This window comes from Arachnia propionica (assembly GCF_037055325.1).
Lineage (GTDB): Bacteria > Actinomycetota > Actinomycetes > Propionibacteriales > Propionibacteriaceae > Arachnia.
In genome coordinates this window covers 2,592,130-2,607,951 of sequence record NZ_CP146373.1, presented here as the reverse complement: position 1 = coordinate 2,607,951, position 15,822 = coordinate 2,592,130, and the positions used below count along the sequence as shown (strand labels likewise).

Below are 15,822 nucleotides of genomic sequence, written 5' to 3'. Positions count from 1 at the left end.
GCGCTTCCCGCGGCAGGGGGAAATCCGTCCTCCCCCGCACGGGGGATACGGGATGGTGAGCCGCCTGCTCTCGCGAGGGAACACCCGCCGTGTGGTTCGGTCGCGAGCTGGTGTCGGCTCGACCTGCTCGCTGGCGCTCGGGTCAGTTCGACCGGAGTATGAGGCCGTTCTCGTAGGCCCAGATGACTGCGTTGATGCGGTCGCGCAAACCCAGCTTGGTGAGGATGTTGGACACGTGGGTCTTGACGGTTTCGGGGCTGACGAACATCTCGGACGCGATCTCGGCGTTGCTGAGGCCCCGTGCCAGGTGCAGCAGGGTGTCGTGTTCGCGTTCCGTCAATACTCCAGTTGATGCGCCGCCGGGGCAGTGGGGTTCCTGCTGGGGTGCGGTGAAGCGTTCGATGACCCGGCGGGTGACCTGCGGCGACAGCAACCCCTCGCCGCGCCCCAGGATCTGCACGGCCTCGATGAGTTTCTCGGCCTCCGCGGTTTTCAGCAGGAACCCCGACGCACCCGCCTGGAGGGTCTCGAACAGGAAGTCGTCGCGGTCGAAGGTGGTCAGGATCAACACAGCTGAGCCACAGCCCCGGGACGTGAGCTCGCGGGTTGCTTCGATCCCGTTCATCCGAGGCATCTGCACATCCATGCAGACCACGTCGGGGCGCAGGTCGAGGGCCAGCTCGACGCCCTGGGCGCCGTCGCCCGCCTCGCCCACCACCTCGATGCCGGGCTCGGTCTCCAGAATGGTCTTGAAGCCGGTGCGGATGAGGGGCTGGTCGTCGACCAGCAGGACCCGGATCATGCGGTCGCTCTCGCCATCGGGATCTCGGCTCGCACCCGGAAACCACCTCGGGGTTTCGAACCGGCCTCGAGGCTGCCCCCGAGGGCCGTCACCCGCTCCCGCATCCCGGTCAGTCCGGTGCCGGTACCCGGGATGTTGCGCCGCATCCCAAAACCGTCGTCCGAGACCTCCAGTTCCACGGAATCCTTCCGGGAGCGCAGGCGAACGGCGACGCTGGCGGTCGGGCCGGCGTGCTTGGCGGCGTTGGTGAGGGCTTCCTGCGCGACCCGGTAGAGGGTCAGCTCCACCGCGGGGCTGAGGTTGGGAAGCTCCCCGATCGTCTCGTAGCTGACGCGCGCCTCCGCCAGGCGCGCGGATTCCACCAGGCCCGGTATGTCCTCCACGGTTGGCAGACCCTCCTCCGTCGCGTCGGTCTCCCGCAAAGTGAACACCATCGAGCGCAGGTCGTTTACCGCCTGTCGCGCGCTGGCCTCGATCTGCTTCAGTGATGTCTCGGTGTGCTCCGGGTCCCTGCCCAACAGGCGCCGGGTGGCCGCGGCCTGCACCGACATGGTGGTGACGTGATGGGCGACGACATCGTGCAGCTCACGCGCGATCCGGAGCCTTTCCTCCTCGATAGCGCGGCTGATCAGCTCGGCCTGCAGCGCCTTGACGTTCCTGTTGGCCTCGACCAGTTCCTGCCGCTCCAAAGCCTGCTGCCAGGCCCGGTCACCGAAGACCCAGGCGCCCGCGAAGAAGGAGAGGTTGATCATCAGAAAGAAGGCGAACAACGCCGCCAGGGTGCTGGCGGAAGCGAACTGCACGTTCAGTTTCGCCGACCCCAGGTTGACCAGTATGTTCAGGCAGACACTCAATCCCATGGCGATGCTGATGACGCTCCGGGCGGCGAGAGCCGCCCCGCGTCGGGCCGACCATGCCCCGATCGAGTAGAACGACAGGAAAAGCGTGACCTGGGATGCGAAGAGATCCATCCCGGTGGTGTTGACCAAGGCTATGTAAAGCGCGTTGACAGCAATCCCGGAGGCCAGCGGGTGGCTTCGCCGCCAGATCAGGGGAAGAGGGAGCAGCAGGCAACCGATCAACTGTGTCTCAATGGGGGTGGCGAAGGTCGTTGACCCCAGGACGAAGGTCAGCCAGGCCATCAGGCATCCCGCCGCCACGGCCACGGCGGTGACGATCAGGTCCTGCCTCAGCCAGTTCTCGGGCAGTGCGCGTGAAGCCATGGTGTGATGATAAATGTTTCACGAGCACCGTACATGCATGGTTCGCAGCTGCCTGCGTGTGCCGTGGTGCAGGTACTCGACCACAGGACAGGCGTTCCCGCCGTCCGGCAGCGGAGCCTCTAGGCTGGCGTCGTGAGCCAGTTCGAATCGCTTGGTCTGCCCCTCATCCACGCCGGGAAGGTGCGCGAGATGTACGCGCTACCCGCCGGTGACGTGCTGATGGTGGCCACCGACAACATCTCCGCCTTCGACCACATCCTGCCCACGCCCATCCCCGGCAAGGGGGCCGTGCTCACGCAGCTGTCGCTGTGGTGGTTCGAACGGCTGCGCGACCTGGTTCCCGACCACGTCGTCTCGGTGGACGTTCCCGACGCGGTCAAGGGGCGCGCCATCGTCGTGGAGAAACTCGACATGGTGCCGGTCGAGTGCGTGGCGCGCGGCTATCTCACCGGGTCGGGATGGGTCGAGTACCAGCGGTCGCGGATCGTGTGCGGGGTGCCGCTGCCCGACGGGTTGCGCGACGGCGACAAACTTCCGGCTCCGATCTTCACCCCCGCCATCAAGGCAGAGCTGGGGGAACACGACGAAAACGTCGACTTCGCCACGATCGCCCGTCTCCACGGCGACGACCTGGCCACCCGGCTGCGGGACCTCACCCTCGAGGTGTACGTGCGGGCCGAGCAGATCGCCGCCGGACGCGGCATCATCCTGGCCGACACCAAGGTCGAGTTCGGGCGTCGCGACGACGGAACCCTCGTCCTGGCCGACGAGGTGCTCACCCCCGACTCGTCGCGGTTCTGGGACGCGGAGCTGTGGCGTCCTGGGGAGTCGCTGCCCAGCTTCGACAAGCAGTATGTCCGCGACTGGCTGGCCGAGGAGTCCGGATGGGACCGCGAGACGACCCCGCCGGAGCTGCCTGCTGAGGTGGTCGAGGCCACCCGCGCCCGCTACGTCGAGGCCTACGAACGCCTGACGGGGCAACGGTTCCAGGACCCCTTGGCCTGATGTTTCGGGCGAGCCGCACCAATCCCAGTCAGTGCCGGCCCGCTAGGGTGTTTCCATGCCACGCGTCGTCGTTAACGTCATGCCCAAACCCGAGATCCTCGATCCACAGGGCAAGGCAGTCACCGGTGCCCTCGCGCGCCTCGGGTTCGACGGGATGACCGTCCGCCAGGGCAAACGCTTCGAGGTGGAAGTGGAGGGCGAGGTCACCCCCGAGGTTCTGGAACGGGTCTCCCAGGCCGCGGAGAAATTGCTCGCCAACACAGTCATAGAGGCCTACGAAGTGGTGACCGACTGATGCCCCGCATCGGCGTGGTCACCTTCCCGGGGTCACTCGACGACCATGACGCGTTGCGCGCCGTGAAGCTGTGCGGTGCCGAGGCCGTCCCGCTGTGGCACGGCTCGGACTCCATCGATGGCGTGGATGCCGTCATTCTCCCGGGCGGTTTCTCCTACGGTGACTACCTGCGGTGCGGGGCCATCGCGCGGTTCAGCCCCGTGATGGAAACCGTCATCGATGCCGCGAACAAGGGGCTGCCAGTGCTGGGGATCTGCAACGGGTTCCAGCTGCTCTGCGAGGCCCACCTTCTCGACGGCGCCATGATCCGCAACGTCAATCAGCATTTCATCTGTCGCGATGAGAGGCTCCGCGTCGAATCCATCGACACCACCTGGACCTGTGGTTTCGCCAGGGGTGAGGAGATCGTCATCACCTTGAAGAACGGCGAGGGCAACTATCAGGCCGCCCCCGAGACCCTGAAACGTCTCGAGGACAACGCCCAGGTGGTTTTCCGTTACCTCGACAACCCCAACGGATCGGCCAACGACATCGCCGGGATCACCAACGAGCGCGGCAATGTCGTCGGCCTGATGCCCCACCCGGAGCACAACGTTGAGGCGCTGACGGGGGCGTCGCTGGATGGTCGCAGGTTCTTCGAGTCGCTGATCCAGTTCCTCACCGCCCGCGCCTGAGGGTTCGCGAAAGCCGGCTCGTCGTGTGCAGGGAGTCACCTGCACCTGCACGGTTGTGCGTTCCTGTCGGTGGGGTCACATACACTTGAGACAAAAGTCATCGCGATTCTGAAGGAACCTCACATGGCGAATCCCGTGTTCACCCGCAGCTCGGCCTTCAACCAGCCGCCTGCCTATCAGCAGCCCTACGGCTACCAGCCGCAGGGCTATGGCTACCAGCCGCAACCCGGATATGCACAACCCCAGCCCGGATACGCGCAACCCCAGCCACAGAGCCCCGTCGGTGTCATGACCATGGACGACGTCCTGGCCAAGACCGCCATCACCCTGCTCGTGGTGTTCGGGGCCGCAGCGGCGACGTTCACCCTGATGCCGTTGAACCTCGTGTTCCCGGTGATGATCGTCGGTGGACTCGGCGCCTTCGTCGTCTCCCTGATCGTTTCGTTCCGGCACAAGATCCCGGTAGCGGGCGTCCTGCTCTACTCCGCACTCGAGGGCCTGTTCATCGGTGGCATCTCGAAGTACTTCGAGGTGACGTGGCCGGGCATCGTCGTCTCCGCGGTGCTGGCCACCTTCGTGACGGCTGCCGCCACCCTGGCCGCCTACAAGTTCTTCAACATCCGCGTCACCGCCAAGTTCCGCAAGATGGTCACCATCGCAACCATGGCTCTCGCGGGCGTTTTCCTGGTGAACTTCCTGCTCGCCATGTTCGGAATCAACACCGGACTGCGGGCTGTGGGCAGCAACGCCGGCCTGCTGGCGATCGGCGTCTCGATCCTGGCAGTGTGCCTTGCCGTGTTCAACCTGGTGATCGATTTCGACTACATCGAGCGCGGCATCGCATCCCAGGCTCCAGCCCATGAATCGTGGCGTGCGGCCTTCGGCATCACCGTCACCATGGTGTGGCTCTACATCGAGATCCTGCGCATCCTGTCCTACTTCAGGGATTGATCCCGCAAGCGGGCTGCCCCAGGATTCGGTGATCAGCGGCTCGGCAGGTGCTGGCTCAGCGCCTGCCGAGCCGCGCGGGTCCAGGGAAGCTTGCGCCAGGACTTCACAGGAACCCAGTCGGCCCGCGCCGTCGACCCTCCCAGGTCGTGGACGCGGGGGCGGCTGGGTTTCTCGCATGTCGCGGAGTAGATGATGCGCAGGGCGTGGTAATCCTCCAAGCCCCCGTTCGGGGCGCGACCGATCCAGTGGTCCGACTGGAGGGCCAGCAGCTGCCCGGCGACGACCTCCTGCCCCGTCTCCTCGTGGATTTCGCGCAGCAGACCCGCCATCGGTTCCTCGCCGGCGTCGAGACCACCGCCCGGCAGGTTCCAGGCCCCGGGGGCCCCGGTGATCCGCGACAAGACCGTGCCCAGCAGGCCCCGTTCCGACAGCACGATGCCGTAGGCCCCGACTCGCTGGCGGATCACAGGCACCTCATCGGTTCCCGGTTCCTCGTACACCACCATCCTGTCGGCGGGCGGGGCATCAGCGGGGGAGACGGGACGAACCTCCAGGGTGACCACGACGTCACCGTCACAACACCGCGCTTCCACGGGTCGTCTGGCGATCCAACCGGCCCGGTACAGGGTGGCGTCGGGATGTTCCCCGTGGCCGATGACCAGGTCGACCACGGCGTTACCGGCAAGAAGACCAATCACACGCACCGTGTCATCCTAAAGGCAGCGGCTACCAGCAGACCGCGATCTTCGAAGAGCACTCCTTCAGCCGCGGGAACGTGGCTTACCGGGTTTCCCTGCCCGCCTGGATGGCGGTGATCAGGATGGTGTTGACGATGTCCTCGACCAGTGCGCCGCGTGAGAGATCGTTGACGGGCCGGTTGAGTCCCTGCAACACCGGGCCGATCGCAAGGGCGCCCGCGGTGCGCTGCACGGCCTTGTACCCGGCGTTGCCGGCAGACAGGTCGGGAAAGATCAGCACGTTTGCGCGTCCCGCGACGGGGGAGCCTGGTGCTTTGGAGCGGGCAACCGACTCGGCCACGGCTGCGTCGAACTGCAACGGCCCGTCCGCGCACAGCCCCGGCGCCTTCTCGTGGAGGATGGCGGTGGCTTCCTTCACCAGATCGACGTCCGGACCCGTGCCCGAAGTGCCTGTGGAATAGGACAGCAGCGCGACCCTGGGGTCGAGACCAAACTGCTCGGCTGTCACAGCCGATGCGATGGCGATGTCGGCGAGCTGCGGGGCCGTCGGGTTTGGGTTCACCGCGCAGTCGCCGAAGGCCAGCACCCGGTCGGGCAGGCACATGAAAAACACCGACGAGACCAGTGACACCCCGGGTTTGGTCCTGATGACCTCGAAGGCGGGGCGGATCGTGTGGGCGGTGGTGTTGACCGCGCCCGAGACCATGCCGTCGGCCAAGCTGTCGCGCACCATCATCGTCCCGAAGTAGGAGACGTCCGCGACCCGGTCGTGGGCCTGCTCTCGGGTGATTCCCTTCTTCGCGCGCAGCTCGGCGTACTCGTCGGCGAATCGCTCCCGCAGGGGATCGTTCGTGGGGTCGACGATGTCCGCGTCGGAGATGTCGACGCCCTCCGACGTGGCCACCTGTCGCACGGCCTCAGGATCGCCCAGCAGGATCAACCGGGCGCCTCCCGTGCGCAGCACATCCGCGGCGGCTCGTACGATGCGTGGCTCGGTGCCTTCCGGCAGCACGATGCGCTGGTCCACGGCACGTGCCTCGTCCAGCAGCCTGCGCTGGAACAGCAGGGGGGTGACGGGACGAGCGTCCCGGACCTGTCGTGCACGGGCCAGCACCGCGGCCCCATTCGAGGAAGCGCCGAGTTGCACCAGGGCCACGGTGGGCACGAAACGATTCCAGGTGCGCGTGACGGACTCCGGAATCACCTCGCCGGAGACCAGGACTGCCGCGGGGAGCGGGAACCGTCCGGAGGCCAAGCCGACGATCAGCCCGACCAGGATGTCGATGCGCTCGGCGGGCACCACCGGGCAGGTCTCCCCGGTCAGGCGTTTCAGCACGTCGCCGGCGCTTTCCTTGGGGGAAATGGTGATGTGCGTCGGATCGGTGACGTGGTTGCTGAACGACCCGCTGAGCAAACGGTAGGACGATGCACTGCCGGAGTTTCCAGTCCAGCTGCCATCGACGAGCCGCACACCGACCACCGTGGCGTGGAGGTCGGTGGCCGCTGCCGTGGCGACCTGTTCCAGGGAGCCGTCATTGCCGTCGCTCACCAGCACCAGGCCGGCCCCCAGCTCCGTGGCCAGCCGGGCCTGAAGCGTGAACGCCACCGGGTGAAGTGCCTCCGGCAGCTGCGCGGAGGTCACCACAACATCCCCACTGACTTTCTCCACCGCCTCCACAGCAGCCGACAAGACACGGTCGGGATCCGTGGCCGCGGTGACGGGATCGGCGGCGAAGAGTGGGCCGAGGTTTACGTGAACGGCTCGGTTCTCCAGCTCCGTGAGGAGACGGCGAGCTGTTTCCTCGACGCTGATGTCGGGCCGGACGGGTGCGATGTGAAGAACGGCTCGGGTCATGTCAGCGCCCCAGCACCCGGTCCAGGACACGGTCGAGACCATCAGGTTCGCCGCCGTAGCGTGCGATCACGGCGTTGCGGACGTCGGAACGCCCGAACACAGGCTGCCTCGCGGCTTCTGCGGGAGCCGCCCCGTGGGTTTCCTCACAGGCCCGCACCAGACGGATGCCTTTCTGCTGGGCCACCTCGGCTGCCAACGCGGTGACGATGCTGTCTGGACGCAGCGTCAGTTCGGTCCTGCCATCGGCGAGGGCCTGGGTGATGTCCTGTTGGGTTATCACGTGTCTGGGCATGGACCTGTCCTTCTGAAGTGTTCACCTGGATGTGCGGCTGGTCTGCGACAGGAGCAGCTGCAGGAAATAGAACGCGCTGGAGAGCCTGTTGAGCGCGTGGTTCAGGGAGACCGCGAATGGATCGTCCTGGGATGGCAGTGCCGTCAGCGCCTCGATCTCCAGTTCGCGGGAGCTGGTGCGGCACAGATTCAGCCAGTGCGACAACACCGGCGATGAACCGTCGAGGGTTTCATGGGGCACGCCCAGAACGGAGTCCGGGTCGTGGGTGGCCTTGTGAATGGACTTCTCGTCCCATCCGGGCAGGGACAACGGCGCCACGACCCGCTGATGGTATTCGGCGCTGGTGAGTTCCCGGCAGTACGCGGCCAGGACGGCCAGCGACTCCGCCAGCCAGTCAGGACCGGTGCTACGTGCCTGACATTCGGCCATGAGCACCAGCGCGTGCAGGCTGTCGAACTTGCCGCGCAGCCGGATCCGGGGATGTGTCTTGACCACGAAGACCTCGTCGTTGAGCTGGGTCATGTTGTCGCCCTTGCGGGTGAGCTCGCCTCCGCAGCAGTCACAACGCGGATGCTGCGGACGGTTGATCGGGAACACCGACTCCTGCTGCCACGAGGTGTCGGCGGTTTCCCCGTGTCCGGGAGGAGTGCTCGGCGACGACGCCGCGGGCGCGGTCCCCGGTGTTGGCTGCGAGGGATCGACCCGTTTGAGCTGCCATTGTTTGATGAAGTCCTGGGCGGAGGGCGTCAGCCGGGCCTTTGCGGGCACCGTGACGGTGGCCCCGAGGGTGGGGCGACGCAGCTGGTCGCGGAGTTCCGCCTCGGTGACGACGGTCACAGTCCCGACTCCCAGTCGGCGGGGAAGGTGACGTAGACGAACCTGGTCCAGCTTGGTGTGCCGAAGGTGATCGTGGAGCCCTTGGGTACGTACATGATGTCGCCGGGTGTGGCGATCTTCGTGCCTTCGGGGGTTCCGATGTGAAGTTCACCCTCGAGCACGATCTGTATCTCGTCGTAGCTGAACTCCCAGGGGAAACTGCCCTCGGTCAGGGTCATGTAGCCGGCGGCCATCGGGGAACCGTCGTCGGAGGTGACGACATCCCCGGTGCGCACCTGCTGGCCGGGTTTTGGTCCGGGGTAGGGGAACGGCTCGGTGACCGCATCGGCGGCGCGGCAGAGCTTGACGGAACGTGTACGACTCGCTGCCGTCGCGGTGACGTCGTTGGCGAGCATCGAGGTGACAAGGGTCCGGATGCGCTGGGTGAGGTCGTCGTCCGATGACGTGGTCGGTGCAGAGGCGGCAGGGGGGAGGGGTGTGGGGGCGGAACCCTCGGATTCGAGCTTGACGCCCAGCTCGGCGGCACGGTCCCGGGCCAGTGGGGTGACGATCGCTCCTTCGGGGACGGTGAGTCGTCCGTTGGCTGCGGCCTGGGCGACGTGATCCGCGGAGATGACGGTGCGTGTGGACATGATGCTCCTTCAGTGAACGAGGGCGGAAAACCACCCCTGTGTGCTGGCCGGAGATCTCCCGGCCAGCACACAGGCCCGGTGGATACAGGATCAGCCCTTGGTCTTGGGCAGGATGAGCTCGACCTCGCTGTGAGGACGGGGAATCACGTGGACGCTCACCAGCTCGCCGACGCGCGACGCCGCGGAGGCACCGGCGTCGGTGGCGGCCTTCACGGCGCCGACGTCGCCGCGGACCATCACGGTGACGAGTCCGGCGCCGATCTGTTCCTTGCCGATCAGGGTCACGTTGGCGGCTTTGACCATCGCGTCGGCCGCTTCGATGGAGCCTACGAGGCCCTTGGTCTCGACCATGCCGAGAGCGGTCATAGTTACATCAGCCATGGAAGTGCTCCTTCTGTTAGTGGTCTGTGGCTGTTGGTCGGTTTCTTCCCGGGGCTTCGCCACGGTGGCGGACCCGGACGTGGACGCCGGTGCTTTCTGCGCCGGTGTCTTGCTGGTGTTTCGAGCTTTCTCCTCCTTGGTCGATGCCGTTGAAGCCTGATTGGTCGCGGTCACGTCTCAGCTCCTTCCACGCTCAGCTGGTGCCGCGCATCTCGGCCAGCACCTGGGCGACGATCCGGTCGATCGCGTCCTGTCCCGGATCGTTCGAGGTGGCTTGGGTCGAGGCGGGGGCCGAACCACGACCACCCCACAGCTTGGCGACCTCGGGGGCGTCGCGCAGATGGTAGGCGAGACGCTTGACGTTGAGGACGTGGGTGAGGGTGATGTTGTCGCTGACAGCAGCGCCGCCGACACCTCCGGGCGCCAGCGTCAGTGACGGTGCCAGCCCGGTGGTGTACCCGACCCCGCCCAGGCAACCCCAGGTGTTGACGAGAATCCGGAAAGCCGGTTTCTCGATGCCGAAGGTCAGGACCGCTTCCTCGTCGCGTGAGTGGACGACGATGCTATGGCCGTCGCCACCGAAGGTGAGCATCTCGATGGCGCGGTCGCAGCCCTCACGCCAGCCGTCCACGACCATGAAGCCGAGCACGGTGGTGAGTTTCTCACGCGACAGTGGGTGGTCGGGACCGATGCCCTCGAGATCGGCCACGAGGATGCGGGCCGTCTCGGGCACCTGGATGCCGGCCTTCTTCGCGATGTACTGCGGGGTACGACCGACGAGACCGGCGACCATCATTCCGTTCGGGCGGAACATCACCGCGGCCAGCGTGTCAGCCTCCTCCTTGGTGAGCCAGTGCGCACCGTGGGCCTGCATCTCGGCCTTCAGGCGCTCCGCGATGGGCCGGTCGGCGATCACCGCCTGCTCGGTGGCGCAGATCGTGGAGCAGTCGAACGACTTCGACTCGACGATCATCCTGGCGGCCTTGACGACATGGGCGCTGCGGTCCACGTAGGCGGGCACGTTGCCCGGGCCGACACCGAGGGCCGGTTTGCCCTGGCTGTGAGCGGCCTTGACCATGCCGGGACCACCGGTGGCCAGGATCATCGAGGTGGCGTGGTGGCTCATCAGCTCGGTGGTTCCCTGGATCGTCGGGTTCTCCAGGCAGGAGATCAGTCCCGCAGGCATGCCCGCCCGCTCGCCGGCCTCCCTGATCACCCGCACCGCCTCGGCGGTGCTCTTCGACGCCGACGGGTGGGGGGCGACGATGACCGCGTTGCGGGCCTTGACCGAGATCAGCGACTTGAAGATCGCCGTCGAGGTCGGGTTCGTGGAGGGAGTCAGCGCGACGATCACACCGACGGGAGCGCCGATTTCGACGATCTTGCGTTCCTTGTCGTGGTGCAACACCCCGCAGGTGGGGGTGTCCTTGATGTACTCCCACACGTTCCGGGACGCGAACTCGTTTTTCAGTTTCTTGTGCAGGGGGAAACCGAAACCGGTTTCCTCGTGGGCGAGCTGCCCGAGCCGGGCGGCCTCGGCGACTGCGGCCTCGACCATCGCCTCACAGATCCGGTCGACCTCCTCCTGGGAGGCGAACTGGAAGCTGCGCATCGCCTCGCGGGCTTGATTGCACAGGTCGCGGGCCTGCTGGATGGATGCCAGATCCTTGTCGATGTGTGTCACTGAATTCTCCTTCAGTACTTTCGAGGCGAGACCGCCACGTCGAGAACGGTGTCCTGGAAGGCGGTGCAGGCCGCGCGGCAGGCACTCTGGGTGCCGGTGAGCAGGCCACCGGCGAAGTTGGTCTCCGAGGGCGGCTCGTAGAACACCTTCATCTCCACCCCGGCTGCCTTCATGGCTGCGTCAAGACCGAGCGTGGCCTCCAGCGGGGGAGCGATGAGATAGGCCAGCGGCTCGCCGCGGGTGATGCCCGCTGCCTCGCTGAGGTAGCTGCCCGTGCTGCTGATCAGGTGCGGGAAGAAGGTCAGATCCCCGGCCTCGTTGGCCGTGTAGAAGCAGGCTTCCTCCTCGGCGTAGGCGATGCAGGCGTCCAGGCCGGAGCGGGCCTCCGCGGGGGTTGGCCCGGCCAGGATGCCGATGATCTCACCGGAGAGGGGACCCGACGGGTAACCGGAACCGGCGTAGAAACTCTTCGCGTAGACCACGTCGACCTCGGCGAACTTGGTCGCCTCGTCGAGGGAGACGTACAGCGCGTCGTCGATGTCACAGGTGACCAGCGCCAGGGAGCGCTGATGGTCCTTGAGGTTCAGATGCTTCGCGAAGCCCTGGTCCACGTTGGAGATGATGCGTGCCGCCAGGATGGTGGGCCTGACGGGATCGAGAATGGCCATGGTCGTCTCCTCAGTCCTCGCCACCGGACAGCGCACGTAGCTTCACGCCGGATGCGCTGTGCTGGATCATTCGTTTGACCACCTCGACGACGTAGGCGCCGGCCTCGAGGGGGTTGGTGCCGCCGTGGGTGGTGATCATGCAGATCAGGTCGCGGTCGGCGTCGCTCTTGCCGGGCTGCGGGTCGAAGCCCATGTAGACGCTCATGGCGTCCGCGATACCCAGTCCGGGACGCTCACCGATGAGCAGCAGCACGACCTTCGCCTGCACGATCGTGTTCACGTCGTTCATGATCCCGACGCGGCAGTTCTCGATCAGGAACGGCGTGCCGAGGGTGAGTCCCGCAGAGCTGAGACCCTGCTCGATCACCGGGTAGATGTCGCCCAGATTGTTCGAGATGGCTGCCGCGGACAGGCCGTCGCCGATGCAGATCTGCACGTCGGGTTGTTGTATGCAGCGTTCCTGGATGATGGCCTTGGCCTCGTCGGTCAGGCGGCGTCCCAGATCGGGGCGCAGCAGGTACTCGGAACGGTCCGCGGCCCGGCTGTGCACCGTGAACAGCTTTTGTTTCTCCTTGGTGTCCTCGTTGATGATGCCGTAGATGGCGTCCTGGGTGACGGCGTGGTCGGCCTGGAACAGCAGCAGCGACGCGGTCCTGGGTCGGGCACCCGCACGACCGATCCCGATCCGGGCGGTGGTGGTTGCGCACAGGTTGCGCAGCCCGTCCGCATCGTAGGGGTTGTCCACCCGCAGCCTGCGTCGTTCGGATTCCACGGTGGGATCCGGCAGGTCGATCACCAGGTCCCCGGACGTGCCGGTGCCGTTGCCCGCGGGCACGGGGACGAGGTTGGCCTCGTCGGGGGGTGTGATGCCGTCGCGCTTCAACTCCGCGATGACGCGGGCGACGATCTCTTCGAGTTTTTCATTCATCGTGAGGTCACCTCTTCAGGAAGAACGAGGGGTCGCCGGCCAGGTCGGTCAGGTGTCCGTCCTTCCACAGGCCGATGTCCTCCAGCCAAGCCGCGAACTCGGGCAGTGGGCTCAGGCCGAGGGCCTGTCGCAGCGCCGGGGCGTCGTGGTAGCTGGTGGACTGGTAGGACAGCATGGAGTCGTCGCCTTGCGGTACGCCCATGATGAAGCTGCCACCGGCGGCGGCGAACAGCACGGCAAGGTTCTCCAGGTCGTTCTGCGTCGCCTTGGCATGGTTGGTGTAGCAGACGTCACATCCCATGGAGATCCCGGTGAGCTTGCCCATGAAGTGGTCCTCCAGGCCCGCCCGGGTGATCTGGGTGGCGTCGTAGAGGTATTCGGGCCCGATGAACCCGACGACCGTGTTGACCTGGTAGGGATCCCATCGCTTGGCCATCGAGTAGATGCGGGCCTCCAGGCACAGCTGGTCGGCGTCGTTGTGCGCGTCCGCTGACAGCGCCGATCCCTGACCGGTCTCGAAGTACATGTAGTTGGGTCCGGGAGTCCAGCAGTACTTCTTCGCCAGCGCGTAGGCCTCGTCGATCATGTCGATGCTGACCCCGAAGCTCTCCATGGCCTTCTGCGAGCCCGCGAGCGACTGGAACACCAAGCCGACGGGCACACCACGCTTGAGGCACTCCATCTGGGTGGTGACGTGCGCCAGCACACAGTTCTGGGTGGGGATCTCCCAGCGGTCGATGATCTCCTTTGTCATCTCCAGCAGGCGACTGACGCTGCTGACCGAGTCGTCGGAGGGGTTGATGCCGATCACCGAGTCACCCGATCCGTAGGACAGGCCCTCGTAGGCGGCCGCACGGATGCCGTCGACGGAATCGGTGGGGTGATTCGGTTGGTTGCGGGAGGCGAGCGTACCCGGCAGGCCCATGGTGTTGTTGCAGTGCTTGACCACGTGGATCTTCTTGCCACCGACCACCAGGTCCAGGTTGCTCATCAGTTTCGTGACTGCGGCGACCATCTCGCCGGTCAGGGCGTTGCTGACGCGGTGGATCATGTCGCTGGTGGTGTTGTTGTTGAGGATCCATTCACGGAACTCGCCGACGGTCCAGTTCTTGATCTCCGAGTAGATGGTCTCGTTGACCGCGTCGTCGATGACCCGTGTCACCTCGTCCTCGTCGTAGGGAACGACCGGGTTTTCGCGCAGGGCACTCAACGGCACTTCCGCCAGGATCAGCCGAGCCGCGACCCGTTCAGCCGCGGTCTTGGCCGCGATACCGGCCTGCTGATCACCCGATTTCTCCTCGTTGGCCTTGGCGAGCAGATCCTTCAGGTCGCGAAACTCGTAGGTTTCACCGAAAAGTTTCGTGCGCAGCAGCATCAGGCCACCTCCTTCACACCGTTTCGCATGGTTGTTTCCTTCACCTTTCAGGTCCTACTGGTAGAAAACGAGGGTCTTCACGGAGACCGGGACGACCCGGCCCTCGAACAGCGGTTCCCCGATGTCGATGAAATCGCCCTCTCCGAGACCGATCTGGTCGACGACGATGACCGGCAGATCGGGGCTGCGCGACTTGATCGTCTGGCCGAGCACCTGCCCGTAGTCCTCCTCCGTGACCAGGATCAGCGGCTTGCCCCGCGGCAGATAGTCGTCGGCGAACAGCGCCAGCCCCGTGGCGATGGCTATCACCTGGGGGTAGTCCATCCGTCGGGGCAGGTCGAGAGTGATCACGAAGTTCCCCTGGTCCGCCTCCCCGCGGTCCCAGCGCTTCACGGCCTGGGTGACGGCGCGCCTGACACCTTCCGGGTCGCGATACTCGGGCACGGCGTCGAGCAGCCTCGGTTCGATCACCGGGAGGTTCTTCAACGGCAGATGCTCGCGTTCGGCCCAGATCGTGGAACCGGAGAGCGTCACCTGTTGGCTCGCGGCCCCGAGCACGGTCGCGCGCAGGGTCTGTCCGGGTTCCTCGACGTGGAGCTGTTGCCAGCGCGGATTCTCCCGCAGCGACTGCGCGAACAGGGGACCGACGTCACCGAAGCGGGCGATCTCCTGGATGGTGGAGCAGGGCAGGTTCGCGTAATAGGCGGCACCGACCCCTCCGGAAACGAAATAGGCCGCGACCGGGCCGTCGATGTCGAGGGGAGTGGTGAGCGCCAGCTTCTCGGCCAAGGGGGAGGTCGTGCCGAGCACCAGATCGATGACGACGTCAGCCATCGCGTCGGTGAAGCGTCGCAGCGCGGGCACAGGAGCTGGTTGGCCGACCACGAGGTCGGTCAGGCCGAGGGTCTCGACGACCACCTGGCCGCCGGGTTTGAGATGCTCCAGCACCCCGGTGTCGGGATTGACCATGGCCTGCCTGCCGCCGACCATGATCGCGGCGGAGGAGACGTGTTTGCCGGCCCGGAAGATCGCTGCGTTTGCGGAGCCGCCCCCGATGTCGACGTTTACGATGGTGGCGTAGTGCTCGGCTGCCCAGTCGCTGGCACCGGAGCCGCGCCCGGCGATCTGGGATTCCAGGCTCGGTCCGGCGACGGTGACCACGAATTCGCCCGCCAGATCGGACAGACCCTGGAGGATCGCTTCCGCGTTGCGGGTGCGGGCGGTTTCGCCGGTGATGATGACCGCCCCGGTCTCTACCTGCGAGGAGTCGATGTTCGCGCGTTCGTACTCGCGGTGGATCATTCCCACCAGCGCCCCGACGTTGATCTCGTCAGGGGCTGACAGCGGTGTCAGATGGGGTTCGCTTTGGTAGAGGACCGTGCGCTCGTCGACGTCGAGGCGCGGTACCAGGCCGACGCGCGCGTGGTTGCTGACCGACAGGCGCGAGAGGACGAGCTGACTCGTCGTCGTTCCGATGTCGATCCCGACGCTGAGCATCTCCCTGGATTTCGTTGCCATGGGA

17 protein-coding genes are annotated in these 15,822 nt (G+C 66.0%); 4 read left to right on the top strand and 13 right to left on the bottom strand.

Going from position 1 to position 15,822, the window contains the following annotated elements; all coding sequences use genetic code 11:
- Positions 1–142: 142 nt before the first annotated feature.
- Together V7R84_RS12080 and V7R84_RS12075 are read right to left on the bottom strand one after the other, a co-directional pair.
- On the bottom strand, positions 143–802 hold the full coding sequence (locus V7R84_RS12080; protein WP_338569364.1) for a response regulator transcription factor: 660 nt from the start codon (positions 800–802) through the stop codon (positions 143–145).
- Positions 799–2,025, bottom strand: a complete 1,227-nt coding sequence (locus V7R84_RS12075) for a sensor histidine kinase (protein ID WP_338569362.1) — start codon at positions 2,023–2,025, stop codon at positions 799–801. The genes V7R84_RS12080 and V7R84_RS12075 overlap by 4 nt, the downstream gene beginning before the upstream one ends.
- A 132-nt stretch (positions 2,026–2,157) precedes the next feature.
- On the opposite strand from V7R84_RS12075, the gene V7R84_RS12070 reads away from it, so the two are divergent.
- From V7R84_RS12070 to V7R84_RS12055, 4 genes are all read left to right on the top strand, one after another.
- Positions 2,158–3,030, top strand: coding sequence for a phosphoribosylaminoimidazolesuccinocarboxamide synthase (locus V7R84_RS12070; RefSeq protein WP_338569360.1), 873 nt, complete (start codon positions 2,158–2,160; stop codon positions 3,028–3,030).
- A gap of 55 nt (positions 3,031–3,085) precedes the next feature.
- Positions 3,086–3,325: a phosphoribosylformylglycinamidine synthase subunit PurS gene (purS, locus tag V7R84_RS12065; RefSeq protein WP_338569358.1), complete on the top strand. Its 240-nt coding sequence runs from the start codon at positions 3,086–3,088 to the stop codon at positions 3,323–3,325.
- On the top strand, positions 3,325–3,999 hold the full coding sequence (gene purQ, locus V7R84_RS12060; protein ID WP_338569357.1) for a phosphoribosylformylglycinamidine synthase subunit PurQ: 675 nt from the start codon (positions 3,325–3,327) through the stop codon (positions 3,997–3,999). The genes purS and purQ overlap by 1 nt, the downstream gene beginning before the upstream one ends.
- Before the next feature lie 123 nt (positions 4,000–4,122).
- Positions 4,123–4,950 carry a Bax inhibitor-1/YccA family membrane protein gene (locus V7R84_RS12055; protein WP_338569355.1) on the top strand — a complete coding sequence of 276 codons (828 nt, stop codon included), beginning with the start codon at positions 4,123–4,125 and terminating at the stop codon, positions 4,948–4,950.
- Positions 4,951–4,982: 32 nt separating this feature from the next.
- Here V7R84_RS12055 and V7R84_RS12050 read toward each other — a convergent pair whose 3' ends face one another.
- The 11 genes from V7R84_RS12050 to V7R84_RS12000 form a co-directional block, all read right to left on the bottom strand.
- Positions 4,983–5,654, bottom strand: a complete 672-nt coding sequence (locus V7R84_RS12050; protein WP_338569352.1) for an NUDIX hydrolase — start codon at positions 5,652–5,654, stop codon at positions 4,983–4,985.
- A 76-nt stretch (positions 5,655–5,730) separates the two neighbouring features.
- A complete protein-coding gene (gene pta, locus V7R84_RS12045; protein ID WP_338569350.1) occupies positions 5,731–7,503 on the bottom strand; it encodes a phosphate acetyltransferase in 1,773 nt (590 codons plus the stop codon).
- 1 nt (position 7,504) lies between these two features.
- Complete coding sequence (locus V7R84_RS12040) at positions 7,505–7,795, bottom strand: hypothetical protein (protein WP_338569349.1); 291 nt, start codon at positions 7,793–7,795, stop codon at positions 7,505–7,507.
- Positions 7,796–7,816: 21 nt separating this feature from the next.
- Entirely contained in the window at positions 7,817–8,632 is an 816-nt protein-coding gene (locus tag V7R84_RS12035; protein ID WP_338569347.1) for a hypothetical protein, read from the bottom strand.
- A complete protein-coding gene (locus V7R84_RS12030; RefSeq protein ID WP_338569345.1) occupies positions 8,629–9,264 on the bottom strand; it encodes a cupin domain-containing protein in 636 nt (211 codons plus the stop codon). The genes V7R84_RS12035 and V7R84_RS12030 overlap by 4 nt, the downstream gene beginning before the upstream one ends.
- 90 nt (positions 9,265–9,354) lie before the next feature.
- A complete protein-coding gene (locus V7R84_RS12025) occupies positions 9,355–9,645 on the bottom strand; it encodes a BMC domain-containing protein (protein ID WP_338569342.1) in 291 nt (96 codons plus the stop codon).
- Positions 9,646–9,838: 193 nt separating this feature from the next.
- On the bottom strand, positions 9,839–11,329 hold the full coding sequence (locus tag V7R84_RS12020; RefSeq protein ID WP_338569341.1) for an aldehyde dehydrogenase family protein: 1,491 nt from the start codon (positions 11,327–11,329) through the stop codon (positions 9,839–9,841).
- 11 nt (positions 11,330–11,340) lie between these two features.
- Positions 11,341–11,997 (bottom strand): ethanolamine utilization microcompartment protein EutL, encoded by a 657-nt coding sequence (gene eutL / locus V7R84_RS12015; RefSeq protein ID WP_338569340.1) that lies wholly within the window; start codon positions 11,995–11,997, stop codon positions 11,341–11,343.
- A gap of 10 nt (positions 11,998–12,007) precedes the next feature.
- On the bottom strand, positions 12,008–12,925 hold the full coding sequence (gene eutC / locus V7R84_RS12010; protein WP_338569338.1) for an ethanolamine ammonia-lyase subunit EutC: 918 nt from the start codon (positions 12,923–12,925) through the stop codon (positions 12,008–12,010).
- Between the two features lie 7 nt (positions 12,926–12,932).
- Positions 12,933–14,300, bottom strand: a complete 1,368-nt coding sequence (locus V7R84_RS12005) for an ethanolamine ammonia-lyase subunit EutB (RefSeq protein WP_338569337.1) — start codon at positions 14,298–14,300, stop codon at positions 12,933–12,935.
- 54 nt (positions 14,301–14,354) lie between these two features.
- Positions 14,355–15,818: an ethanolamine ammonia-lyase reactivating factor EutA gene (locus tag V7R84_RS12000; protein ID WP_338569335.1), complete on the bottom strand. Its 1,464-nt coding sequence runs from the start codon at positions 15,816–15,818 to the stop codon at positions 14,355–14,357.
- Between the last annotated feature and the right edge of the window lie 4 nt (positions 15,819–15,822).

Excerpts from the sequence above, each read along its gene's own strand:
- V7R84_RS12080 (WP_338569364.1), bottom strand. The coding sequence starts at position 802 with ATGATCCGGGTCCTGCTGGTCGACGACCAGCCCCTCATCCGCACCGGC.
- V7R84_RS12075 (WP_338569362.1), bottom strand. The coding sequence starts at position 2,025 with ATGGCTTCACGCGCACTGCCCGAGAACTGGCTGAGGCAGGACCTGATC.
- purS (WP_338569358.1), top strand. The coding sequence starts at position 3,086 with ATGCCACGCGTCGTCGTTAACGTCATGCCCAAACCCGAGATCCTCGAT.
- purQ (WP_338569357.1), top strand. The coding sequence starts at position 3,325 with ATGCCCCGCATCGGCGTGGTCACCTTCCCGGGGTCACTCGACGACCAT.
- V7R84_RS12055 (WP_338569355.1), top strand. The coding sequence starts at position 4,123 with ATGGCGAATCCCGTGTTCACCCGCAGCTCGGCCTTCAACCAGCCGCCT.
- pta (WP_338569350.1), bottom strand. The coding sequence starts at position 7,503 with ATGACCCGAGCCGTTCTTCACATCGCACCCGTCCGGCCCGACATCAGC.
- V7R84_RS12040 (WP_338569349.1), bottom strand. The coding sequence starts at position 7,795 with ATGCCCAGACACGTGATAACCCAACAGGACATCACCCAGGCCCTCGCC.
- V7R84_RS12030 (WP_338569345.1), bottom strand. The coding sequence starts at position 9,264 with ATGTCCACACGCACCGTCATCTCCGCGGATCACGTCGCCCAGGCCGCA.
- V7R84_RS12025 (WP_338569342.1), bottom strand. The coding sequence starts at position 9,645 with ATGGCTGATGTAACTATGACCGCTCTCGGCATGGTCGAGACCAAGGGC.
- eutL (WP_338569340.1), bottom strand. The coding sequence starts at position 11,997 with ATGGCCATTCTCGATCCCGTCAGGCCCACCATCCTGGCGGCACGCATC.
- eutC (WP_338569338.1), bottom strand. The coding sequence starts at position 12,925 with ATGAATGAAAAACTCGAAGAGATCGTCGCCCGCGTCATCGCGGAGTTG.
- V7R84_RS12005 (WP_338569337.1), bottom strand. The coding sequence starts at position 14,300 with ATGCTGCTGCGCACGAAACTTTTCGGTGAAACCTACGAGTTTCGCGAC.
- V7R84_RS12000 (WP_338569335.1), bottom strand. The coding sequence starts at position 15,818 with ATGGCAACGAAATCCAGGGAGATGCTCAGCGTCGGGATCGACATCGGA.